The organism is Variovorax sp. PBL-E5, assembly GCF_901827185.1.
Lineage (GTDB): Bacteria > Pseudomonadota > Gammaproteobacteria > Burkholderiales > Burkholderiaceae_C > Variovorax.
In genome coordinates, this window is sequence record NZ_LR594672.1 from 147,153 (window position 1) to 169,455 (window position 22,303).

At 61.9% G+C, this 22,303-nt stretch carries 25 protein-coding genes; 9 read left to right on the top strand and 16 right to left on the bottom strand.

Annotated features, from left to right (window positions below):
• Window positions 1-2: 2 nt before the first annotated feature.
• The 3 genes from WDLP6_RS28450 to WDLP6_RS28460 all read right to left on the bottom strand — a co-directional run bounded on the left by WDLP6_RS28450 (window position 3) and on the right by WDLP6_RS28460 (window position 2,201).
• The gene (locus WDLP6_RS28450) at window positions 3-563 is read right to left on the bottom strand and encodes a hypothetical protein (protein WP_068677276.1); all 561 of its coding nucleotides are present in this window, start codon (window positions 561-563) and stop codon (window positions 3-5) included.
• Between the two features lie 118 nt (window positions 564-681).
• Window positions 682-888 carry a hypothetical protein gene (locus WDLP6_RS28455; protein ID WP_068677278.1) on the bottom strand — a complete coding sequence of 69 codons (207 nt, stop codon included), beginning with the start codon at window positions 886-888 and terminating at the stop codon, window positions 682-684.
• A gap of 59 nt (window positions 889-947) precedes the next feature.
• The gene (locus WDLP6_RS28460; protein WP_068677280.1) at window positions 948-2,201 is read right to left on the bottom strand and encodes an MSS51 C-terminal domain-containing protein; all 1,254 of its coding nucleotides are present in this window, start codon (window positions 2,199-2,201) and stop codon (window positions 948-950) included.
• 167 nt (window positions 2,202-2,368) lie between these two features.
• Between WDLP6_RS28460 and WDLP6_RS28465 the strand changes: the two genes are divergently transcribed.
• Window positions 2,369-2,728, top strand: coding sequence for a hypothetical protein (locus WDLP6_RS28465; RefSeq protein WP_068677282.1), 360 nt, complete (start codon window positions 2,369-2,371; stop codon window positions 2,726-2,728).
• Between the two features lie 519 nt (window positions 2,729-3,247).
• Here the strand turns inward: WDLP6_RS28465 and WDLP6_RS28470 are convergent.
• Together WDLP6_RS28470 and WDLP6_RS28475 are read right to left on the bottom strand one after the other, a co-directional pair.
• Window positions 3,248-4,018, bottom strand: coding sequence for a metallophosphoesterase (locus tag WDLP6_RS28470; protein ID WP_162570769.1), 771 nt, complete (start codon window positions 4,016-4,018; stop codon window positions 3,248-3,250).
• Between the two features lie 222 nt (window positions 4,019-4,240).
• Window positions 4,241-4,537, bottom strand: a complete 297-nt coding sequence (locus WDLP6_RS28475; protein ID WP_102906933.1) for a hypothetical protein — start codon at window positions 4,535-4,537, stop codon at window positions 4,241-4,243.
• Between the two features lie 221 nt (window positions 4,538-4,758).
• Here WDLP6_RS28475 and WDLP6_RS28480 point away from each other — a divergent pair, with 221 nt between their 5' ends.
• From WDLP6_RS28480 to WDLP6_RS28490, 3 genes are all read left to right on the top strand, one after another.
• The gene (locus tag WDLP6_RS28480; RefSeq protein ID WP_068677290.1) at window positions 4,759-6,504 is read left to right on the top strand and encodes a cache domain-containing protein; all 1,746 of its coding nucleotides are present in this window, start codon (window positions 4,759-4,761) and stop codon (window positions 6,502-6,504) included.
• A 159-nt stretch (window positions 6,505-6,663) separates the two neighbouring features.
• The gene (locus WDLP6_RS28485) at window positions 6,664-8,406 is read left to right on the top strand and encodes a M30 family zinc metallopeptidase (protein ID WP_232076909.1); all 1,743 of its coding nucleotides are present in this window, start codon (window positions 6,664-6,666) and stop codon (window positions 8,404-8,406) included.
• A gap of 76 nt (window positions 8,407-8,482) precedes the next feature.
• On the top strand, window positions 8,483-8,803 hold the full coding sequence (locus WDLP6_RS28490) for a hypothetical protein (RefSeq protein WP_068677293.1): 321 nt from the start codon (window positions 8,483-8,485) through the stop codon (window positions 8,801-8,803).
• 57 nt (window positions 8,804-8,860) lie between these two features.
• Here the strand turns inward: WDLP6_RS28490 and WDLP6_RS28495 are convergent, their stop codons facing one another.
• The 8 genes from WDLP6_RS28495 to WDLP6_RS28530 form a co-directional block, all read right to left on the bottom strand.
• Window positions 8,861-9,079, bottom strand: coding sequence for a hypothetical protein (locus WDLP6_RS28495; RefSeq protein ID WP_068677295.1), 219 nt, complete (start codon window positions 9,077-9,079; stop codon window positions 8,861-8,863).
• Window positions 9,080-9,133: 54 nt separating this feature from the next.
• The gene (locus tag WDLP6_RS28500; protein ID WP_068677297.1) at window positions 9,134-9,484 is read right to left on the bottom strand and encodes a hypothetical protein; all 351 of its coding nucleotides are present in this window, start codon (window positions 9,482-9,484) and stop codon (window positions 9,134-9,136) included.
• 139 nt (window positions 9,485-9,623) lie between these two features.
• Window positions 9,624-10,550 carry an N-acetyl-gamma-glutamyl-phosphate reductase gene (gene argC / locus WDLP6_RS28505; RefSeq protein ID WP_068677299.1) on the bottom strand — a complete coding sequence of 309 codons (927 nt, stop codon included), beginning with the start codon at window positions 10,548-10,550 and terminating at the stop codon, window positions 9,624-9,626.
• Entirely contained in the window at window positions 10,543-11,196 is a 654-nt protein-coding gene (locus tag WDLP6_RS28510; RefSeq protein WP_068677301.1) for a phosphopantothenoylcysteine decarboxylase, read from the bottom strand. The genes argC and WDLP6_RS28510 overlap by 8 nt, the downstream gene beginning before the upstream one ends.
• A 164-nt stretch (window positions 11,197-11,360) precedes the next feature.
• On the bottom strand, window positions 11,361-12,608 hold the full coding sequence (locus tag WDLP6_RS28515; RefSeq protein ID WP_068677303.1) for a cation:proton antiporter: 1,248 nt from the start codon (window positions 12,606-12,608) through the stop codon (window positions 11,361-11,363).
• Window positions 12,609-12,741: 133 nt separating this feature from the next.
• Window positions 12,742-13,233 carry a hypothetical protein gene (locus WDLP6_RS28520; protein ID WP_068677305.1) on the bottom strand — a complete coding sequence of 164 codons (492 nt, stop codon included), beginning with the start codon at window positions 13,231-13,233 and terminating at the stop codon, window positions 12,742-12,744.
• Window positions 13,234-13,432: 199 nt separating this feature from the next.
• Window positions 13,433-14,095 (bottom strand): hypothetical protein, encoded by a 663-nt coding sequence (locus WDLP6_RS28525; RefSeq protein ID WP_068677307.1) that lies wholly within the window; start codon window positions 14,093-14,095, stop codon window positions 13,433-13,435.
• Window positions 14,092-15,864: a phosphoadenosine phosphosulfate reductase domain-containing protein gene (locus WDLP6_RS28530; protein WP_232077590.1), complete on the bottom strand. Its 1,773-nt coding sequence runs from the start codon at window positions 15,862-15,864 to the stop codon at window positions 14,092-14,094. The genes WDLP6_RS28525 and WDLP6_RS28530 overlap by 4 nt, the downstream gene beginning before the upstream one ends.
• 238 nt (window positions 15,865-16,102) lie before the next feature.
• Between WDLP6_RS28530 and WDLP6_RS28535 the strand changes: the two genes are divergently transcribed.
• Window positions 16,103-16,762, top strand: a complete 660-nt coding sequence (locus WDLP6_RS28535) for an HD domain-containing protein (RefSeq protein ID WP_162570771.1) — start codon at window positions 16,103-16,105, stop codon at window positions 16,760-16,762.
• A gap of 119 nt (window positions 16,763-16,881) precedes the next feature.
• Here WDLP6_RS28535 and WDLP6_RS28540 read toward each other — a convergent pair whose 3' ends face one another.
• On the bottom strand, window positions 16,882-17,451 hold the full coding sequence (locus WDLP6_RS28540; protein ID WP_162570772.1) for a hypothetical protein: 570 nt from the start codon (window positions 17,449-17,451) through the stop codon (window positions 16,882-16,884).
• Between the two features lie 114 nt (window positions 17,452-17,565).
• On the opposite strand from WDLP6_RS28540, the gene WDLP6_RS28545 reads away from it, so the two are divergent.
• On the top strand, window positions 17,566-18,312 hold the full coding sequence (locus tag WDLP6_RS28545; RefSeq protein WP_162570773.1) for a hypothetical protein: 747 nt from the start codon (window positions 17,566-17,568) through the stop codon (window positions 18,310-18,312).
• A gap of 45 nt (window positions 18,313-18,357) precedes the next feature.
• Here the strand turns inward: WDLP6_RS28545 and WDLP6_RS28550 are convergent, their stop codons facing one another.
• Both WDLP6_RS28550 and WDLP6_RS28555 read right to left on the bottom strand, forming a co-directional pair.
• The gene (locus tag WDLP6_RS28550; protein ID WP_068677317.1) at window positions 18,358-18,690 is read right to left on the bottom strand and encodes a hypothetical protein; all 333 of its coding nucleotides are present in this window, start codon (window positions 18,688-18,690) and stop codon (window positions 18,358-18,360) included.
• Window positions 18,691-18,701: 11 nt separating this feature from the next.
• Window positions 18,702-19,217 carry a hypothetical protein gene (locus WDLP6_RS28555; RefSeq protein WP_162570774.1) on the bottom strand — a complete coding sequence of 172 codons (516 nt, stop codon included), beginning with the start codon at window positions 19,215-19,217 and terminating at the stop codon, window positions 18,702-18,704.
• Window positions 19,218-19,445: 228 nt separating this feature from the next.
• On the opposite strand from WDLP6_RS28555, the gene WDLP6_RS28560 reads away from it, so the two are divergent.
• The 3 genes from WDLP6_RS28560 to WDLP6_RS28570 all read left to right on the top strand — a co-directional run bounded on the left by WDLP6_RS28560 (window position 19,446) and on the right by WDLP6_RS28570 (window position 22,258).
• Entirely contained in the window at window positions 19,446-19,877 is a 432-nt protein-coding gene (locus WDLP6_RS28560) for a hypothetical protein (protein WP_162570775.1), read from the top strand.
• Between the two features lie 692 nt (window positions 19,878-20,569).
• Window positions 20,570-21,394 carry an AAA family ATPase gene (locus tag WDLP6_RS28565; protein WP_162570776.1) on the top strand — a complete coding sequence of 275 codons (825 nt, stop codon included), beginning with the start codon at window positions 20,570-20,572 and terminating at the stop codon, window positions 21,392-21,394.
• A 525-nt stretch (window positions 21,395-21,919) separates the two neighbouring features.
• Window positions 21,920-22,258 carry a hypothetical protein gene (locus tag WDLP6_RS28570; protein ID WP_068677323.1) on the top strand — a complete coding sequence of 113 codons (339 nt, stop codon included), beginning with the start codon at window positions 21,920-21,922 and terminating at the stop codon, window positions 22,256-22,258.
• Window positions 22,259-22,303: the final 45 nt, after the last annotated feature.

Below are 22,303 nucleotides of genomic sequence, written 5' to 3' on the forward strand. Positions count from 1 at the left end.
GGTCACCGACGCCGAAGGGCGAAGGTGACGATGCCTGCGGCGACAGCGCCCTTGCTCTTTGCCTTCCCTGCATAGGAGTGAAGCCGCGCGAGCGCACTCTCCGCGCCGTCCGGGGATTTCCAGCCCATCATCTCGAACTTGAGGTCAGGAATCGCAGGCGTGCCGTTCGGCGCGGAGCGGACGTAGTCGGGTTTCAGGCCACCAAGGGCTCGCTTGTAGGCCTCGTAGGCTGCTTCAATCTTTGCCGGGTCATCGCTTCGATATTCAAGGGATGCGGCCACGAGGCCCTGCTCGGGGTCGAAATCGACGCCCCGAACCGAGAACTCGAACTCACCTAGGTTCAGCACCCGATGCGTAGGCGACTTGGCCGTCGTCCGCGACTCGAGCTCTTCGCGGGACATGCCGCGCCAAAAGCCAACCTGGGACTGCGTGAGGAGCTCGAACGCCGTCGAGTCGTCAGCCGCTGCGCTTAGGAGGCCTGCTGACGGACCGCCTTGTGCATTCGCAACTGGAATGCCGCACGCGATGACGACGGCGAAGACGAGGGGGAGAAGGGATTTCATCGTTCAGTTCCGAAAGGGGTTGCTGTTGAATAGCGCGCGGCGCTTAAACGAGCGATTGGCATCGGCACTGGCCAGCAAAAAGCCCTGCATCGGCAGGGCTCTGTCGGGCTACGGCCGCTCAGGCGACGTTGAAGCCGACCTTCCGGCTTTGAGCGATTGCCCGCAGACGTTGCACGACACGCACTACGGTCGTTAGCGCGTCCTTGCACAGGTGGAAGGCGTCGCTGAACGTGTAGCCGTCCTTCGTGCCACCTTGCGCGGCTGCCTGGGCAGCGAGCTGGCGCTCAAAATCATCAGTGAACTTCGGGCTGTGCGAGACGGGCATGACGGTTGCTCCAAGTAGTAGAGGAAGGGTTTACCCTACGTATAGCTCAGCGCTCAAAGTTAGCCCTCGCCTATAGAGTCGGAAATGCCGCCGGGGCCCGGGTCGCCAGGCATCGACCCTTTCCTTGCTTCCAACGGGGAGCCGAAGAGGTCGAAGTAGGTCTCTGGTGCCCTCTTTGCACTCGACAAAAGCACTGGCTCCACGTATCCCCGGAACTTCTCGGACGCCCAGATGAACCTGTCAACCGGGTGGGCCTCCTCGCCAGGGAAATCGGCCAGGAAGTCGAGCGGTACTGCAGGAATGCGCTCCACAAGCTCGAAGCGCCCGACCGTGTTTTGGCCGAGCAGTTGGCCGGACTCCAGGCACAGAAGCACGCCGGCGGGCATGCCGACCAACCGGGCTCGTTCATCGGTGGCCACGTTTTGAATCGGGACCACACCGCCGATGAATCCGAAGATGGCGTTCCCCGAGGAGGAAAAGCCGGGCTTGGCTTGGTCGAGCGCGAGGTAGAAGCGAACGAGCTCCGCCTTGATGGCCTTGAAATCTGCGGCGGGTACGAGGGTGGGGTCCAGCGTCCAGGTAAGGGCGGCCCATTGGCCTCCAAATCTGGCGTTGTCCCTTTCGAGCGCGAAAGGATTCGCCTGTGCCAGACCGCGCATGGCTGCGCCGTACTTGCGTACCAACCACTCGTCGTGCCAAAGCTCCTCAACACAAGAGGCGGCCAATCCGATTGGAACGCCGGCGTCCATCAACGGTAATAGGCCCTGCTCCCGCGACAGCCAGGAGCCACCGAAGGCTTCCATGCCGGGGTGGAACACGAAGCACACGTCGGGCGTTGCCTCGCTCTGGGGGCGCTCCGCCCACCAGCTTGAAAGAGCATCCGCGGCGAGCTCTGCCGTAGGCAGGTTGCTCACAGCGTCTGCTCCGGCGCTCGTGATGATGCCGGACCGTTCGTTTGCCGAGCGAATGCTCGCGTTCTCTGTCCCCTGCTTCAGTTCCGGCCCGACTAACGTGACCCGCACCGTCATTTTTGGCCGTCCAAGCAACGTGGGCAGGTATTGGTACCAGCGACCTTCGTCCAGGCTGTCCGGGCCCTTCGCGGCGCCAGCAATCACGACATGGAGATGCGGACGCTCGAGCAAGGCGGGTACTTCCTGCGCAATCCACCGGGCGACCGTGGCGGGCGCCACGAGAACGGTCTGGAGAAATTCCTTCGGGAAGCGCTTCAGGCGCAGCCCAAGCGAGGCCTGCGTCACCTCGCGCAGGAGATGGCGCCAGGTGGAGTGGTCAAGGGCGGGGACGTGTGCGGGCATGTGAAGCGTAGGGAAGTGCTCGTTCGGTCCTGTAGCAAGGCCCTTTAGCCGGAGGCAGGGTTAAGGGGTGCTACGCCCAACAGGGGCGAGGCGGAGGAGCCTCGTACGCAGAAGCTATTTAAAGGGGCTTCGCTAAACGCTTCAGGAACAACCCCCTGGAGCTTTTGATGACCGCTCTTTTTCACAAGGATGTTTTTATGCCGGCGCGCCTGGCTGAGCCATGCCACCGTGGACCTCTGAGGTACACGAGGCACGCCCTCAATGAAGCCAACAGCGACCGGTACGGTAAGGTGACGTTGCTCCATGCCTTTATCCCGGAGCAAGCAACCCTCATCGAAACGGAAGCGGAAGACGGCCCCGACGGTCGAAATAGCCGCGTTGTCAAGCAACTGTGGCGCTGCCCAATGGACGAGTATCGTGACCTAGTCATGGCGCTCCTGCCAGGGGGCGTCGTCAAGACAGTCTGGGTCAACTTGCGCTCTGACAAGCATCGAACCCTCAACAAGGCTCGCTACGCTCGCCGCTGATGTTTTCCTGCTGCCCTCCCCGAGGGCAGCATTTTTTTGCTCGGGCGCAACGGCCTATGGTTGAGCTTGGCCCCAAAACGCGCTTGCAACTGCAGTGAGTGCCGAGGCTCGCCCGGCCCAAAACAAGCGCTCCGGCTCTGCCTCTGCTCGGGCTGCTTGGCAAGCTAGTTCATGCCAGGTTGGCCGCGCGAGGCTTTGCACCGCGCCTGCCAGCTGTTCCGCTTGCTCAGCCGCCCAATGCCACTGTGCAGGGAGCTGAAGCGCATGCTCGCCCGGCGCCTCAGGGACTTGCACGTGAGCCGGTAAGCCCGAATAGTCGTCTTCGAACTCCGAGGCCTCGGCTAAGCCTCCCGAGAGGAATTGGAAGACCAGATTGAGCCCGCTGTCGAAGCCGACGGAGAAAGGGTCAGGGGCTTCGCGCATGCTGATAGCGAGGGCAGAGCGAATCGCCCTGAGCTGGTCTTTACTCAGGCCGATGTCCGAAAGGTAGAGGGCGTATTCGCTGCGGAGCATGACTGCCTAAACCTCGACGACCATGGCAGGGTTGAAGTCGACGTTGAGGCTACGGGGGCCGCCGCGTGGGTTGCAGAGCACGCGTGTCGAGCCGACCATATAGTCGTGCGTTGCGTGCATGTGGCCGTGGACCCAAAGCTTGGCCATCGAGTTGCCCACGTACTCGTCCATGTCAGAGGCATAGGCCCCGTTGAGTGGTGAGTACCGGAAGCCCCGGGTGAGCGAACGTACGGACGGTGCGTGGTGCGTTATGACCACCACCTTCTCCGAGTAGGCGTTGGTCAATCCGCGGTCTAGCGCGCGCAGGCCTCGCTCATGCATCCGCACTGCGTCGTTCGGGCGAAGGTTCCTGGCGCTTCCCGTCCCATCGCCGATGCGGATGTACTGAAAGTCGCCCATGAGGTCCTGGGCGGCATGCTTGGCCAGCACGGACGACGCAGGGCCGTCAATCTGAAAGTCGGACCACAGCGGAGTTCCGACGAATCGCACCCCCTGCAGCTCTACGGACTTGTTGTGCAGCAGGTAGACGTCGCCTGCGCACGCAATGCGGTGCATGTTCAGCAAGCGCTCCGAAATCACCCCGTCGTAGAAATCATGGTTCCCCGGCACGAAGAAGACGGGCTTCCCCGCAGTCTGGGCAAGCTCGACGCACCACACGGCGGAGCGTGCACCATCGTCGAAAAGGTCGCCGGCCACCACGATAGCGTCGGCTTCGGTGAGCGGCGCCGTCCAGGCTGCGCCGTCCATATGGAGGTCGGAGAGGATTTGAAGGTTCATGGCCGAGCTGGGAATCAGCTCTCGTGTAGGGCCGTGACTTATCCCCTGCTGCCCCTTCGGCGCACGGGCATACCGAAAGGCAAGCCAAGGCTTGCCTTGAAAAAGGCGTGAAACCGCCATCACCCAGGATGGGTGGGGGAGGCGACGTGGGCGGGCGCGAGAGGCAGGCGTGAAAAAGGGCACCAAAAGGTGCCCCGTGTTGAATGTTGGAGTACTTCCTGCTTAGTGGCCCGAAAAAAGCTCGCGAACGCCGCCGGACAGCTGCTCGAGATGCACCCGCTCTTGACGGGTCAGCCGGGCAAGGCCACTCGAGTGCGGATTGCGGCGGGCATTGCTGCACAGGCCGCAGTTCGTATTTCCACAGTCCATTGCGTGGTGTTTGCGGAAGCGGCCACGCTGAACAGAAACGCGAGCGTCGTTAACGGCCGTGGCGCGAGACCTGGCGATTGCCACTTGGCGCTGGATGGCGACGGCATCGAGAAAGCGTCGTTGGGCGCGGCTGTTGGTCTGAACTTGCATTAAATCTCCTTGGTGCAAAGCACGGAGGTTGTCCGTGCCACCTATAGCGAACGCCCCTGTCCTCGCGGGACCATGATGCGCGGTAGGAAGCGAGACGCCGAAAACCAAGCGCTGACAGCACTTGTGACCGCCGGGTTAGCCGCAGGGGCCTCATCGGCGATGGCGGCCTAAAGCTTCCGGTCCTCGCGCCGATAACCCATAGGCAACCCCTGAGATATCGAATGCTGGCCCGCCGAATTCCCCTTCAATACGTCTTGGCCCTGTCGGCGTTCGTCGTGACCAGTGTCACCGTGGCCTTTGCCGTCTGGTCGGCCTGTTCCTCCCGTGAGCGCTCCATCGAAGAAGCATACAGGGAAGGGCAGCTCGTGGCCCAAAGCCTCTCCGGTCACCTGTCGGCCTCCTTGCGGGACGTAACGAACACGCTCCACGCCTCGGCTTCGGCCATCCGCGCAGAGGGCGGCTACCGCGCCCTCTCGCCCGCGAGGGTGCATCAAGCCATCGCACGCGAGGTGCTCGATAACGCCGTCATTGCGACCCTTCTGGCGGTGGGCCCGAATGGCGAGGTGGTCGCAAGTTCTGGGCGCGTCACCCCGCCTGACGCCTACTTCAAGGACTGCGAAACACTCGCCTACTTTAAGAAAACGCCCCTGGACCGCGGGACCCACATCGGAGAGCCGCGGCGGGCGCCCGATGGCACCGAGTGGGTGCTGCCAATTTCCAAAGCGATTTACGACGACAAGGGGAAGTTTGGCGGCATGGTCATGGCGTTGGTCGACCTGCGCTACGTGCGGACTTTCTATCGCTCGTTGACCACCCGGCCCCACACGGTCCTTTCCCTGGTGAGCGACCGGGGAATCTTGCTGACACGTGTGCCATACACCGCCAGTACGGTCGGGGACAACCTTGCCGGAACCACCCTGCCTGTGGGCTCGTTCGGCGCCGAGGGCACATTCACCATTCCGGCGGGCGTTGCCAAGGACGGTCGGGCCAAATTCGCGGCATACAGCCGTGTTCCCGGCCATCCGCTTATCGTGGCGGTCGGGCTGGACAGGATTCAGGTGTTCAAAGCCTGGCGAGAGGTCACGCGCGGCGTCATCCTGTTCTGCACTGTGGGTCTGGTCTTCTTTTGGGCCATGTGTGCCGCAATCTTTGCCTGGCTACGCCGCCTGCGAGCCGAGGAGGAGCGTTTCGAACTTGCCGCAAGCGGGCTGCGCGAGGGCGTATTCGACTACAGCACCGAGCCCCGACGGTTCTATCGGTCACGCCAGCTCGCCAATCTTGCGGGCCACCGTGGTCCGACCTGGGGGAGAACGCTTGAAGCCTTCCTTGGCGCCCTCGCGCCTGAGGAAAAGCGCCGCGTCCTGCGACGATTCCTGTGGGCGACCCGAAATCGAGAGGGATTTCGTTTTGACGTGAGCATCGAGCGCAGCCTTGGCGGGGCTGATGTCCTCTTCGTATCGGGGCAGGTCGTCAAGGACGCTGCGGGTCAAATTGTCCGGGTATGCGGCATCGTTTGCGACATCACGGAACTTCGACGTGCCGAGACCGAGGCAAAACGATACGCCCGTCGCTACGGCGTCCTGTTTGAGCAGGCCAATGACGGCATCGCACTGTTTCGGGACGGCAAGTTGATGGAAGCGAACCCGAAGCTGCTTCGGATGCTCCGCATGAGCCGCGCCGATGAGCTTGCCGGATTTGACCCCTGGGACCTCGCCCCTCGGCTGCAACCGGATGGGCAGCTCTCGCGCGAGATGGCCCTGAGCAAGATGCAATCGGCGCTTTCAGGGCTACCCGTGTATTTCACTTGGCGCGTGCGCCGCGTAGACGGCTCGGAATTCACCGTCAGCATCAGCCTGACGCTGGTGGCCGTCGACGGCGCGCCTCAGCTCCTTGCTCATGTGCGAGACGTGCGCCACATGCAAATCGACGAACGAGTCACCGAGCCCGGCGCACTGCTCTCCCTTTAATGCGTCGTTGCAGCGGGCCGTCAGGTCCCTCGCAGACCTTCCTTTTAGACCCGTACCCCCTTTTCATGGGCGGTTGCTAGACCGCGAAGGAACCACATTTTTTGCGACCTCGCGTCGCCAACGAAAAGCCGGCACAGCCGGAACAAGGAAACAGGACGCATGTACCGTTATCGAACGAAATCTCTCTTGGGCTTCGCCGCCGGCCTGGCTGTTGCCGTTGCACTCACCGCTTGCGGGGGTGGCGGTGGCGGTGGTGGCGGTGGAGGCATGATGGCCTTCCCGGAAACGCCCACGACGCCACCCGTCGTGGAAGCGCCCCAAACGCCCGCGCAACCGACCGACTCGCCGTTAGTCGCTGCTTGCACCGGCTGCGGCGCGGTCGACCAGAACACCTACGGGGGTTCGGGTACCGGCGTCTGGCAGGCTTCGAACACCTCCACGATTCCTGTCGACATTCCGGTGTCCATCAAAGGCCTGAACGGTCAATTGGTGACGCTGGTGTTCACTAACGAATCCGCTGAAGCGGTGCCGATGCCGGCGCTGCAAATCTACAACCTCGGCGGCAAGACCCAGCTTCTGAGCAAGTCGGTCATCGGCGACGTCGAGCCGAACAAGGTGGACGTCGCAGCGAAGGCTGAAATCAGCGAGTTCAATCGCGCTGGCTTCGGAAAGCTGCTCGGCGGCAAGGCATCCAAGTCGATGTATGCAGCCAAGCTGACTGCGCCGACGGCGCCTTCGCAGGCTTCTGGCTATGCGGTTGGCCAACAGCGGACCGTGTACCTCAACGACCGCTCGCAGCGCACCGTCAGGCTGGCAGACCAGAAGATGACCGGCGACGGCACGATGGTGAACGTCTGGGTCGAAGCTTCGGAGCTGGCCCCGGCACGCGTCTCTGACGCGCTCGTGACCCGCATGCGGGACACGTTCGCAGGCACCGGCGGCATCTACGACATGTTGGTGAAGGTCGGTGGCCCTCTTTGGGGCCCGCACGCTGAATCCTTCCTCCTGGATGGCACGGCACAGCCGATTGACATCTTCTTCGTGAACTTCGACCAGAACAACCAGGCCTACGGCCTCGGCGGCTACTTCTGGGCGCTGAACAACTTCAAGAAGGACGGCGACCCGCAACTGGCGATGAGCAACGAGTCCCTGAGCTTGTACATGGACACGGAAACGATGTACCTGGACGGCGAGCGTGGTCTCAAGCAAATCGTGACAGCCCTGGCGCACGAAGGCATGCACATGCAGAACTTCTACCGCCGCGGCGTCCAGATGGGCGTTGAATTCACGTTCGACATCTGGCTCGAAGAAATGTCTGCGCTGATGATGGAGGACTGGGCCAGCTTCAAGCTGGACGAGGCTCACAACGCAATTCGTGACGTGCGCTTCCCCTCCTACCTGAACTACCGCGGTGTCGGCAGCTACAACTGCAGCCTGCTGAACTGGACGCCGATGGCAGCAACCTGCGAAAGCTACGCGGTCTCCGGCTCGTTCGGTGGCTTCCTGAATCGCCAGTTTGGCCTCGGCTTCTTCAAGTCGGTGCTGAACAGCACGGGCATCGAGGACTCTGCGGACATCCTGGACGCCGCCATCAAGGCTCAGCGTGCTGGCTCGGGCATTGGCAAAGAACTGCGTCGCTTCTCGGCCGCCTCGGCTGGTCTGGTGCCGGTGAGCTCGGGCGTGCCTGAGTACACGATGCCCGCTCGTAGCGAAGAAGGCTTCAACCTGGTGGACATTGACCCAGCCTTCTTTGGTGAAGTCGAGCGTGGTTTGCCGTCTGCGGTTCCAGCACAGCTGGAGTCCCTGGCGAGCTTCCCTGTCACCCGCTACCACGCGACCGGGACGTACAACGAGACGATTCGCGTCCCGCAAGGCACGACGCTGACGGTCATCGTCAACTAAGACCCTCGACGGTCTGATTTCAAAGCTGCTCCTACACCAAGGAGCAGCTTTTTTCTGCCCCATACTAGGACCGCCAATGCTCAAAAATCCCCGTTTCGCTCTTGCTTCCATGCTTCTGAGTACGCTTGCGCTGTCGGCCTGCGCGGCACCGTCGGTCGGCCAGCACATCGAACTCACCGGAAAACTCGTTTTGCGGGGAACGGCCGAGTTCAACACGCCGGCTGTCGTCACCAAGGATGCAGGCGTTTGGGCGCTCGAGGGCCTTTCGCCCGAAGAGGCAGCCCGCCGGCAGAACACTCGAGTCCGCGTGCACGGCACGGTGACCCGTGCAAGGGAGGCAAAGGCCGTGGGGCCGCGCCTTCGGGTCGACTCGCTCGAGACCCTGAAGCCTGATTGATTCCAAAACAAAGGGGACCGCGATGCGGTCCCCTTTAATCATGAGCTGGGCTGGTCGTTAACCGAGGCCGTAAGCGTCCTGCGGCGAGACTACGCGGGCGTAGCGGGCGTCCCGGCCGAGTGTTCCGTCCTCCCAGGCTTCGTCGGTACTCGGGATGCGCGGCTCGCGCATCTTCGTGTCGTAGTCGAAATAGGTGCCTGCGACGTCGAGGCCTAAGGCCTTCGCGCGCGGAGAGAGCGCGCCTTGATTGTCGGCAGCGGTTTGACTTGCTGGCATCGTGTTCCTTCGGTAGTTGCTTGGAGTATGTGGAGCGCCGGCCCTCCGGTCGGCCTAGGCAGCCAGCGTGAACTGGGTCTTGCCGGTTGCCAGCAGCTCGTCGCCAAAGTTGCGAACAGCGTAGTCGGGGTACCACCAGACGTCGCCGTGTACGCGTCGCGAGCCGTCGTCGAGGTATTCGACATCTGTTGCCAGCATGGGGGCATCTGTAAGGGCGGCGACATCCTCGGGGTTGATGCGGTCGAAGTGCCCGTTGGGTGACCAACCGGTTGCTTCCAAGAGCCAGGAGAGCAGCGTCACGTCGTCGCCACCGTGGGTTTCGAGCAGGTCTGCTACCAGTTCCTTGTCGTCGTCCGACTCGAGGATGAACTGGAGATTGCCGCCAGGGGTGCGAAGATATTTCAAGGGGTTCCTTCAGTTGATGACCTGAAGGGTGTAGCTAGCGAAGGGATGCTGTAGCTAAACACAAGAACCCCCACTGTGGCGAGCCCCATTAGTTTGCGAGCTATTCGACCGAACCAGCCTCCACGAAGGTGCCAGGCCTTCAGCTTCGGCGGCCGTTGGTCCCGGCGAAAGGGAGGCTGCTTCCAAGCATTAGGAGTACGTTGTTCAAGGCGGCGCCGGCAGCACCTTTGCCGAGGTTGTCAAATGCGGCCGATAGCACCAAGCACGAACTATCGACGCTCGGATGAACCGAAACGAAAACACCATCTTCGTCGTTCGTTCCCGTGCAGCGGGCATCTAAGTGGCGCGTATCCGTGTCCACGTCGACGTGGACACGCGTCAGCCTGTAGGCGCCTTGCAGCCGCTCTACGACCTCTTCAAGGCGCAGCCCCAGGGCTGTCAGGTGCAGCGGCACCTGCACCAAGGTTCCTCGGGCATACCCTGCCACGGCTGGCATGAAAACTGGCGTGCTCTTGAGCTGCGCGAACCGCACGATTTCCGGGACGTGCCGGTGGTTGAGGTCGAGCCCGTACAGTCGGTACCCGAACGGGTCCGCCGCGAAGGCTTCAATCATCTTCTTGCCACCAGACGTATACCCGCCCACGGCGGTGACGCTGACGGGGTAATCGGCGTCTGCCAGCTCCTTGGCGAACGGTCGAAGCAGCAAAATCGCCCCCGTCGCGTAGCAGCCCGGGTTGGCCACACGGTCGGCATGTCGGATGGCGCCAGGCTGGTCCTTGGAGAGCTCTGGCAGGCCGTATACCCAGCCCTCGGCGGTTCGGTGAGCTGGACTGGCGTCAAGGATGCGCAGCCCCTTCGGGGCGGAAGCGACTGCGGCGCGCGCGGCTGCTTCGGGCAGGCACAACACCGCTACCGACGCCCGCTCGAGGACTGCCTGTCTCTCGTCGGCCGGCGTTTTGCTGCCAAGGGGAGTGACCTCGATGTCATCCCGGCCGGCGAGGCGTGCCATAAGCGTGAGCCCTACGGTCCCGGATGCGCCGTCTACAGCGACGAGCGGCTTAGCCATGTTTGAGGCCCAGCAGAACGAGGTCAGCCAGGTGCCCGAGCGCCGATTCTCGGTTGTCGCCTGCGTAAAGCGGCCAAGGCTCGCCGGCGGGCTCCGCCAGGAAGGGAATGACCATGTTGTATCGCGTCACAACGTCGTTGGCGAACACAAGTGGCAGCCCATGCTGCTGCGCCATCACAGCAGCACGCTGCACCTGCACCTCCGGAGCCTGCCCCGCGGTCGTCTTGAACCCAACTGCCAACACGTCCGGGCGCAGCTCTTTGACGAGGCCCAAGACCTTTGAGGTTGGCCGCAATTTCATCACGAGCCCGCCCTCCGGGACCTTTCTGGTTTGGAGGCGCTCGGCGTACTTGCCAGACTTCACGTCACCAATCTGGCCGTTCATGTCGCAGAGCGCAACGTTGAACACGATTGCCTGTGTCTCCGGTAGCGCGAGGACCCGGCGGAGCTCTGCCTCGACGTCGTCGTTGGTATCCATCGAACTGTCAGGGTCCGCCATGCCCGTGAGGTGGAGCTCGCAGGAGGCGCCTTTGCCTCTAAGGAGTTCGGCAAGCTTCCTGGCCGTTCCGCCCTTCGCCGGCGCACATAGCGCCATGTGGCTGCGGACATGCATGATGGTTCCGCCGCCGAAGATGTGGATAGTCATGTATGGTGTTAGGGGAAGCGGCAGGGTGTTAAAAAAGGGTCCCTTTGGAAAGAACCCACGCGTAGGCCACGGCTTAGCCATTATAGCATTGATGTTTTAGGCTCGCACCGTTTTAGAGTCGACCTAAACAAGAACGACGCCCGAGCCATCGCTTCGCTTGCTGACTACTCGCCGGAGCAGGAGCGCCCTAGCCGCTTGACGAGCGGCCCGAGGGTCGTCGCCTGGACCAGCAGGCTGAAGACCACGACGATGTAGGTCACGCCTATGATGAGGTCGCGGCCTTCGAACACCGGCAGAGAGAGGGCCAACGCAATCGAAATGCCGCCCCGCAGACCACCCCAGGTCATCACCTTGGCTGCGTGAGGGCTCATGGCGTGAAAGCCCCTCAGCGCCGACAAAGGTGCAGCAACGCTGAGGAATCGCGCCGTGAGAACGACCGGGATGGCGGCGAGGCCCAGGTAGACCACATTTGCCTTGAGCGACACCGCAATCATCTGGAGCCCGATGAGCCCGAAAAGCAACAGGTTCAGCAGCTCATCCAACAGGGACCAGAAGTTGAACAGATGCTCACGCGTCTTTGCAGTCATGCTTTTTGTTGCACCGTGACTGCCAAGCACGAGCCCCATGATGACCACAGCCAGGGGCGCGGAAACATGCAGGAGCTCGGCAAGGCTGTAGCCGGCCGTGGCAACAGCGAGGGTGATGAGGATTTCGACCGGGTAGCTCTCCACGCGGGAGACCATCAAGGAGGCTCCGTATCCCACAGCCACTCCTAGGAGCAGGGCACCGATGACCTCGCGTGCGAGCGTCACTGCAACCTCACCCAACGAGAAATGTGTTGTGCCGGCCGCGAGGCCGAGCAGCGTTACGAACGTCACGACAGCTGTGCCGTCGTTGAAGAGAGCCTCGCCCGCGATTTTTGACTCCAGTGCCGGCGGCGCACCAGCGCTCTTCAACACGCTCAACACAGCAATCGGGTCAGTCGGAGAGATGAGGGCACCGAACACGAGGCACCACAACAAGCTGATGGGGCTACCGAACAGGCTTGCGACCAAGTAAAGGCCGAACCCGACTACGGCCGTGGAGATGACGACTCCGACCGTCGCCAGTAGAAAGACGGGAGCCCTGTGGGCACGCAGGCGCGAGACGTCGACGTGAAGCGCCCCTGCAAACAAAAGCAAGGAGAGCAAGCCGTGGAAGACTACCTCTGAGAAGTCAATCTGGGTCACCAGCTTCTGAGCCTGAGCCACCATCTCAGGGTGGCCCGTCCCAAGAATGGACAGGCCAAGGCAAAGCATCAATCCAACTGCCGTGATGCCCAGAGTGTCGGGCAGCTTCAGGTATCGATGGTTGATGACACCGAAGACGGAGATGACGGTGAAGAGGAGTCCTGCTCCTTGGAAGGCGGTCATGGAAATGGCGCTTGGTCAGAAGGAAGTTTCCACGACCTATAGGGACGAAGCTTTGTGCAACGAGCGTGCGCTGTACGATAAAAAAATCCCGCACAAGGCGGGACGATGAATGAGATTGAAGGGGCGGAGTGCGTCAGCCCGGGACCTTTTTGATGAAGCCAGCTACGTCGAGACGGCTGCGGTCTAACCGGAGCGTCGCGGGAGCTAGAAGCTCGTGCACCAGGCTTAGGGCCATGTCTTCGATTCCGAGGTGGACCGACAAGCTCTCCTGCGAGCAGTTTAGGTAGCTCTCGGCGTGCCAATGGAGCGTCCGGAACGTTTCGCGCATCGTGGCCCGAATTCCGTCGTCGCGCCAAGCGCTGTCATGGGAGCACACGTGGGCCCAGTCCAGCTCGTCATAGCGTGCGATTGGGCGCTTCGTCAGCGCGGCGAAAACCGACATGTAGTTGGCCGGGGCGTGGCATGCGAGGTGCAGGTAGCCACCAACTGTCGGAAGCTCCTTGTCCGTCTGGTAGTTGTTGAAATCCATGCGAATGCTGACTGCATAGGCCTGGTCGGTCCCTTTCGGCAGCAGGTGGTACACGTTTGCGACGATGACGTCGGCGTAGCTGTGGATATCGGGCATATGGCCTTTTGCTGGTTGAGGAACTTTCTCGTGTAGCAACGGGCGCCGGCAACGCCACGCCAAATTGGCAAAAACTTCCAGGGCGTTACCAATTCGAGCGCCGCCACACCGACCGGTTCCGGGGTTTCTTAGGCGGCCCCGGCCACGGGAGCCTTCAGTGGAGTAAAAGCAGCGCACGGGTGTGCGCTGCTTGAGAAAGCTAACAGGAGACCGCCGCGCCAGTCAGGTGACAAACGCGACGCGGCGGCTCATTCCAGGTCAGGTCCAGGGTATCGTGGCTGTCCTTCAGCCAGGCGACATCGAAGAGCCGCATGAGCTTCGGGTTGGATTTCAGATTCAGCGACGAAAATGCCTGCACCCCGTAGTCGCCGAGCGAAGGCTCGTCAAACTGCGAGCATCCCCGCCCTACGACGCCGTGGACGTTCGCGGGGTCGAAAAGGACGGTGGAACCCCTCGAAAGCGGAATCCGGATGCCTGATTCGGGGAACACCAGGTCCCAGGGGTCGGTGTGCTCGAGCCACTGTATACAGAAAAACTCATTCCCGTAGGCCTGCGAGTCCTCGTGGAAAGTGGAGCCTTCGCACGCATTGAGCGTGCCGGCATCGACAAAGTCGGCCTTGCGGATTCCAAACGTGGCGAGCCACGCACGCATGCTTTCCGCAGAGCCCTCGGGCACGATGGTGTCGACGAGCAGCACATCGCCAGGATTCCAGACAGGTCCGTTGACGCGCTCCTCGAGGACCTTGTTGAGCGCCGTCATATCGAGCGGCACGTCGCCGAGGTGGGTCTGGAAGACCTTCTTGCTCACAGCGCGGGCGCGCTTGCCGTGCTTGACGCCACGAGGGCGAGAGATGAAGTTCATGACGGGTTGATTTTAAGTTGGCCTTGCTCGTGTAGGGAGCGGTCGGGGACCGAGGATTTCGCGCCCCGGGCTGCTTCGGAAAGGTGTTCGTCGCGCTTCTCGCGGGAAATGGAGAGCGCCTTTGCCTTGGCCGCGGCGCCCGAACCGCACAGGCCGATGTCCCGCTTCCAGTTGGTTCTGCGCACGACCTCGTCGAGCATGCCCAGGTGCCGCTTGGAGGTCGAGATGAGCCCCAGGCCGGCGTAGTAGAAATAGGAGGCGGTCCCCGCAAGGTCCAGGCGCCTGGACTGCTCAACCTTGTGCTCGGCTTCCCAGGTAAGAAACTCCTCAGCCGCTTCCTCGTCAACGTCAAAGAGTTCCGCCTCGTGGGCGCGCAGGACTTGGCGCCCGTTTTTGAGCGTCGTGTTAGGGGTGCCATCCTGGTGCACCATCTCTCGTACAACGTCCCGCAGCCCTAGAAAGTCCAGGTTCTCGCCGGCTCCCCAGTCCGTGCCCACCCATAGAAAGCGCTCCTTCGGTACGCCGCGGGGCGGGAAGGCGACCAGATTCTCAGGGGGATGGTACCGGCGTCCACGCACATGCACGTCGAGCCAAATCTCCACCGCTGTAAATGGCCGCTCAAACTGGCCCTGCAGGCCCCAACTCGCGTCGATTGCCACCACTGCAGAGGGAGATACCAGCTGGAACCGCGGACTTGAGCCGACGCGGCGCGCTGCCACCCGCTCTTCGGCATCGGCCGTGAGGCAGTAGCGTAGGAGCTCCGCAAGCATGGCCGGCGAGTAGGTGTCCGGCTTGACGACAAGGAACCCGTTCCCATCGGACTGGCGCTGCAGCCAACTTCTGCGGTCGAAGTCGTACTGCGTGTCGACGATGAACCGCTGAATCCGATTCAAGCCACGCAGCCAGGCGTAGCCCGGGTCCGATTCAATCATCGCTTCCAGCGACTTGTCGCGCCCAACGGCCGCGCACAGGGAGCACCCGAACCTCGCTCCGCAGGCGCGTGACTTCTTGACCCCTTCTGTTGCCATGTCGGCCACTACAGCGCACGATGAACCCCCGCCAGCGGCGTAGACCTCGAAGACGTCTCGCGCGTTGGTGAACGCTTCAAGAGCGCCCCTGCGTATATGGCCCAAGGCCTCCCAGACGTCATCAGTAGTCCAGAACGCGATTGGACTGAGGAACAACTGGCCATTCTTCGACCAGGGGCGCGTCGCTGACTCGCCTCGTTCCTCCATCCGGGCAGCTCTGCCCGTCGACTCCTCAAAGCGGGTGCCGAGCAGTGTGACCGCCGCGGCAGCGTGCTTCTTGAATCGGGCGAGCAACTTCTTTCGAAGGCGGGCCATCGGGAGCACCTTGTAGCCGACCGTGCAGTCGCGGGATGCCGCATTGGCGAAGGTGGGCAGCTTGCGCCCGGAGAGGACGGAGACGGCCCAGGAGTCGTTGAGCGACGGTCGTGCGACCTCCGCGACCACGGTGATACCGTGCGCAAGGCCAAATTGCCTGGCCTTTTCCATTTCTCGCATTGCCAGCGCAGAAATTGTTGGGTTCTCAATGCCGGTATCCCCGTGCGTAATCAGGATTGGTGGCACATCGCCGCCGGACCGCTTTAGGGCGAGGGCTGCGTTTAGGGCCAGCGCCAAGACCAGCGATGAATCCTTTCCGCTCGAAAAGGCGACCAACACCGCACGGCCTTCCTCCAGCAATCCACGAATCACGAACTCAACGTCTTTGGCCATCAGCTCGACCTGGGATACCTCTCCCTCACGCATGCGGTGCTCGCTCTCAAAAAGTAATGTTTTAGAGGGGTGATTCGCCTTGCCCCTTCTATAAGCTATCAGTTTAAAACGAATATGACTACGATGCATCAGGGGCCCTAAATTTGCACCTGCGGCTGTCGTCAGAAGTTCACGCCTGGCGCGAAGGGCGCCCGAGTTTGGGCACACGTCAGCCGCACGGCGAAGGGTTCGCTAGACGGCGAAGGTAAGAGAACAACTCAGAAAGGTACTCATGTCCGAAACCAACACGCTAGCTGCCGCGAAGGCCCACACCAAGAAGTACGTCTCAATCCTGCGCTCGCGCCTCCTGGGCGCCGGCAAGGTCGACCCCTCCTGGTACCTTGCCGTTGACGCGCTCGAGTGCTCGATTGAGGTCCATGCGGACCAGATTCGAAAAGGCACCGGCGGCCCGTACATCATCCACCCGGTGGAAGCGACGATGTACGTCATGACGCTGCCGGACCTCATCAAGCCCATCGAGACCATCGCGGTGACATTGCTGCATGACGCCATGGAGGACGGGAACCTTCGCTACAACGAATTCGTGAGTCGATTCGGCTCCGAAGTCGCTGATGGCGTCGAAGCCATCAGCAAGGTAGTTGACGGGGTCAAGAAGACGCCGGCGGAGTATAAAGCCGGCCTGGCGAGGTCCCGAACGGCCAGCATCGCGAAGCCGGCAGACCGCGGAAATAACCAGAACACGATGGGCGAGGCCTGGCCGCCTGAGAAGCAGCTCAGTTATGTGCAGGAAGCGGAGGAAGAGATTCTTCCCATGATTAAGATTGCTCGGCGCCGCTTCTGCCAGCAAGAGCTGGCGTACGAGAATGCGAAGCTTCTGTTGCGGACGCAGATTTCGATGGTTCGCGCGATGCACAAGCAATACGCCGCCTAAGCTCGGCTGATTTTGATGCCCTGCGACCTTCTGGTTGCAGGGCATTTTCGTCCGGGGCAGTCAAAGAAAAGGACCCGCCTCGTTGAGGGGGTCCTTTCGCAATCAAGGCCTATAGGCTGTCAGATTCTGTCGAAGTTCGGTGCCAAATCTCGCCGGATGCCAAACTTCGCAGCTGCGGCGACGTGTTCCGCTGCGGCTTCGATGGCGATGGACGTGCGCTGCGTCATTGCCGCTTTCTCCTTCTCAAGGTGTTCCTTGACAAAGCGGGCACGCGCCGCGGCATGGCGTTCACGCTGCTCGGCTGAGGGTTCGTAGAGAACCAGGTCGCCGATGGGCTGCTTCTTGTTGGTGAGGCTTCGCGTTGCCAATAGCATGCGCAGCTCGGCGAGCTCCGACGGCCTGTGGGCGAGGTCCAGGTTCGAAACCAGCTCGTCGAGCGTATTGCCCGTTGCGCAGCAGCGGCGGTGGCCGTGGCTATCGGTTGGGATGGTCTCCACGTCAATGTACGCCGCGTAGTCGCACGACGCCGAGTCGTACATGTGGCAGCTGAACTCGACGGGATGGCCGCCACGGGCCTCGCTGTGAGCCTGGAACATGTAGTGCACTTCCTGGGCGATGTTGAAGACGCGTACCCGGAAAGCGTCCGAAACCGAAATCTTGTTCACCGGGGGATGTTTCTGGAGCTTCATCGTTGCTTTGTGTGAGTAGTTGACCTACCTCCGTGTAGCCACAGCGCGCGCCCGCCTGCCGGGCACAGAACGCGCGCATGCCTAGACGTAGTCCCGTAGCTCTTCCTGTCCGCCGTGCCTTCATCGTACGCGCCCCTGTCGGCGCCAAATCTGTGCGTTCGCCTGCTTGCCGCAGCAATCCTCGCTGCCTCCGGGCTATCCGCGCAAGCCCAGCCCGAGCCTCCCGAGCGCTTCAAGGTCGAGTGCGAGCGGCGGCTGGGGCTCGGCGCGGTCATCGTGGATTCGCTGCCCAGCGAGGTCGTCTACGAATTTGGCATGGGCGCTCAGGAGCTCACGCGAAAGGCGCCTCTGGGCGGCGCGGCTCACATCACGTTAGGGCTCACCCAAGCCAACTTTCAGTTGTCGTCGAGCTGGGAAGGACAAACCTTGGTCGACCGAGCAACCGGACTGGCTTGCGCCAGACCAAAGGTGAAGGTGCAGGTTCAGGTGGGGCCCCAACGTGTGACGGTGGCCAAGGAGTTCCCGAAGGGCACCTGCGCATTCTGGGAGATTGCGGAACACGAGCTTCGCCATGTAAAGGCGAACCAGGCTCACGCGGAGAGGGTAGCTGACGAGCTCAAGGCCGCGCTGAGCCGCTCCTTCGGAAACCGCGTTTTCTACGGAACGCCGGGCGAGCTGCGGGTCGCGTTCACCGAGAACCTCAAAAGCCAGTGGCTGCCGTGGGGCAAGAGCCGGTTCGATGGGGTAAAAGCTGCGCACCGGCAAATCGACTCACCCGCGGAGTACGCACGCAACAACACGATGTGCGATGGAGAGGTGCCCCGGGCGCTCGGGGCTCCGTTCGCGCGCCGGCAGTCGTGACGAAAGCCCTACGGTTTCCGCAACTGGCCGGCGGCGCGGCAGCCGCTAGAGAAGTGCGAACCCTATCGCGGTGTTTATCGCAGTTCTGACGGCCTTCAAGCCGGCGTTGAGCGCGTCCTCAATGATGAGCTGGGTCAGCCCTTCGACTGCGAGAAGGACTGTCTCAAATGAGTTCTTTTGAAACTGAACCAGCTCTTTCGCTCGTTGCTCCGAGATTTTTCCCTCGATGCGAAGCTTGGCGATGGTCGCAAGCCGCTGCGCCAGCACTTTTGACTCGGCCTCGAAGTACTCTCGCACTGCAGGCCACTTTGCCCCTACCGCGCCTTTGAAGCCGCTGACGATGTCAGCTCCAAGCTGGTCGACGTCAATGCCGCTCATTTCGTAGCTCCTTACTTCGCAGGTGTTTTGGCGGGCGTTGGGGGCGCGACCGCCTTCGATTCATCTGGATTCTCTGTGCGACGCTTCGCGAGTTCGAAGGTCAAGATTGCCGTGAACTGAGAGTTGAACCCGTCCCGGACGAGCGGAATTTCAGCTTTCGAAATGCCGTCCTGGTGCATCTTCTGGAAAAGGTCGTAGTTAGTCTGCAATGTGTCGAGCTGCCGGACTGTCAGGCTGTTCCGGGACGTGGCGTCTGCGCGCACGCGCAAGGAACTGACAGCCACCTTGGTCTCGCCGTAGAACGCTTCGTTGCCCTTGTACGGCAGCGCTTTGTCCCCCGGTCCGGACGTCAGCTTGACCAGGTACGTCTCGGTGCTCTTTTGCAGTGCGGTGACGCCGTCATCGATTTGCTTGTCGTAGGTCCCTACCAGGCGGATGTCTGCACAGCCAGCGAGGACCGACAGCACCAAAGCGATGAACCAGATGCGTGTTGCCTGTGCGTACGCGAGAGGAGAGGATGTTCGCATTGTTTTGCCCCGATTTCTGTGCCGAGCTGACAATACACGCCGCTTTCGCGACGTCAATCCACATTTGTGAGGAGGGACGTTGGCGAAGGCGCCGAGGTACACCTGCCCTCGGGGCGTGCCGCCGGGCTTGTCTTCAAGTTAGCCGCCGGCGCTAAGCCGCCCATTTGGGGTCCTGGGCGGGGCCGTCGCAAAACGCGGAAGGTCAACTCAACAGAATAGGACGCTCTCATGCCCGATATCAAACGTTCCCCCATCGACGCCACCACGACGGGCTTCCAGGCCCTCCCTCGCGGCACAAAACTCGTGAAGGGAGCTGACGGGGTTGGAGTGCAGCTTCCGCTTCCCGCAGAATCGGCTCGCCTCAGCGCTTTGTCACTTGCCAGAACCCTGGCAAGGTTGGGCGTGCCCGTCGCTGACCCGGAAGTTGACAAGCGCGTGAAGGATATCTCGCGGTTCGTGTCGAGCTTTGGCGCGGGCGTAGTTCGGTACGCTCTCCTTGGCTCCTCAATGAGCCGGTTCGTCTCCTCATCCCCGAATTTCGAGGGAATTCCTCGATTCGGCGGCGAAGGAACCGCGACCGGTCGGATTTCCTCCCACCGCGCTCGACAAGCCAGCAACTACCCGCAATCAGCCGAAGGTGCGCGCTACTACAAGCGCTGAAAGCCCACACGTCATTCCAGGGCCTCCTGCGTACGCACGGAGGCCCTTTCTTTCGAGGAAATGGAACGGGAGGCGAACAACACCGCCGCCCCGGGGCGTCAGAGCTTGGCCAAATGAAGCGCTAAAGGAGCCTTGCTATAGGCGCCCATGAAAGCCCCAACCACCTTTGCCGCCAGCCGGGCCTCGAGCTTCGACGTCTTCTACCGATACGAAGATGTCCGCTATGCGCCATCGCTCGACGAGTTCGATAACCCAATCGGGGAAGGTCGAGTGGACATCCTCTGTCGAGAGTTCCTGGTGACCAAGCAAACTGCGAGGGGCGTCTGGCTAGATGTTCACGGCGCGCCGAAGTTCGTTCGGCTGTCTGCCAACAAGCGGTACGCCTGCCCGACCAAGGAAGAGGCCGCGGCATCCCTCATTGCTCGCAAGCGGGCGCAGGTCCGCATCTACGAAGGCCGCGCCATGCGGCACGGAAAGCGCTCGACCTGGCCGAGATGCTGCTTGCGACGCCGGACCCGGCTGCTGACTAGCTCGACTGCGGGCCGCGGCGGATTCTTACCCCTGGCTGCGCGCGAGGGCGCATCTTCAAGGGCCGCCGCGTTGGTCGTTGCATGCGGGCGCGCCGCCGCACCGGGCCTGTGCGGCCAGGCCCCGATTGCTAGACCAAGCAGGCAAACTCTGAAAACCGAGACATGTACACATCTATTTCGTTCACCGGCCTCAAAAGGTCCCCGCTGTTCGGCTACGCGGCCCAGCTTCCATTTTTTGCTGGACGCAAGAAGCTTGACTTCAAGCCGGGCCTGAACATTCTTTTCGGCCCCAACGGTTGCGGCAAGACCACAGTCCTGCGCATCCTCAGCGACACGATGTGCGCCACACAAGGTGGGGTATCCGCCATCACAGAGGAGTCGCTGCGCTCGACCATCGAGGCACCGTTCCAAAAGGCGGCCGTGGACGGCATCGGGCTCAAGGTGACACACGACGGGCAGCCCGCGGTGTTCGTCGACAGCCGGAAGCAAATTGGCGTCAGTGGGGGCTCCTTCGATGACGACTTTCTGAGGGAGGGCATCATGTCGAAGCTTTCGGAACGCGAGGCCAGCCACGGCCAGGTGTCGGTCCAGCGCATCAATAGGGCCCTCGCTATCCTGGCGGGGAAAGCCAAGATGCCGACGGATATCGTCCGAAAGGTGGGCGCCGGCAACCTGAACAGTGTCTGGAAGCCCAAGCTGGAATTGATTGAGCGGAGAATGGCCGCGTCCATCGAGCCCGGGCAACCGAGCATTCTGCTCGACGAACCGGAGAGCAACTTCTCGATTGAGTGGCAATCACAGCTGTGGCATGCGTTTGCCCAGGAGCGCTCTACGGCGAGCTTTCAAATCATCGTGGCCACGCATTCGGTTTTTGCGCTGGGCATTTCCGGCGCGAACTACGTTGAATTCACGCTTGGCGCGCTAGCTAAAGCTAAGGACGCACTACTTGCAAAGGCGCGCGGCTTGAGCGCCGAGCCCACTGCTTAACATTCAAACGAACGCCGGCCGAGCCGGCGTTTTCTTCGTTTGCGAGTGATGCGTGGCGGCGCAGCCAGTGGTGTTGCGGGCGTGTTGGGCGCCCTAAAGCGTGGGGCAGGGAGGTGGTTGGTTTCAGGGGCTTGGTTGTTGTAGAGAAGCTAAAAGCTATTGCTAAATTCTAAAACCCTGCTACAATTCGCATCATGGAACTTCAATATCTCCTCTGCGCAGTCGTCGTTACCGGACTTTTCGTGTTCCTGTTCCCGAATACCTTTGGAAACGGCAACGAAGAGTTCGACAAGAGCATCGGCTACTGACCGCCCCGGGGAAGGTTCCCCCTCGACGGCCCCGCCTTTGCGGGGCTTTTTGTCGTCTGGCGCGTGGTTGGTGCGACTGCGTCGGGTCGCCGCTAGCTATACAACGTATGAGCAGCTGTTGCTCATCGGGTCGACGGACTCGTTAACCATCCGCCGGGCTTCGACCACTTCGAGCCCGAGGGGCTCGGATGACGCGGCAAGGCGGACATTCTCGAGAATGGAAAACATGCAGGAACTTGCAAAGGTGTTGGGGTCGATGAACTTCTTCCTTCAGCTCGCGCTGTTGGCAGGCGTCATCTACGCATCGCGCGATGCCATGGAACGCTTGCTCGCTCTGCGTGCCCAAGGGTTCGTGAAGACGGCGCCCGCGGTCGCGCTCATCGCTGGATGGGCATTCGGCGGCTATATGCTGGCCGGCCCGCTCTGCGCATTCGGGGCAGGCCTGGTCACTGCCTTGGGCATCGGGGTGTACGGCAGCGTCAAGCGCGAGCTGAAAGCTCGGGCCGCTCAGCAGCAGTGGCGACCCGCCCAGGACGCGGACATTCACGACAGGTAGCGCTGTCTGATTCGGGGCCCTCATCATGAGGGCCTTTTTTCGGCC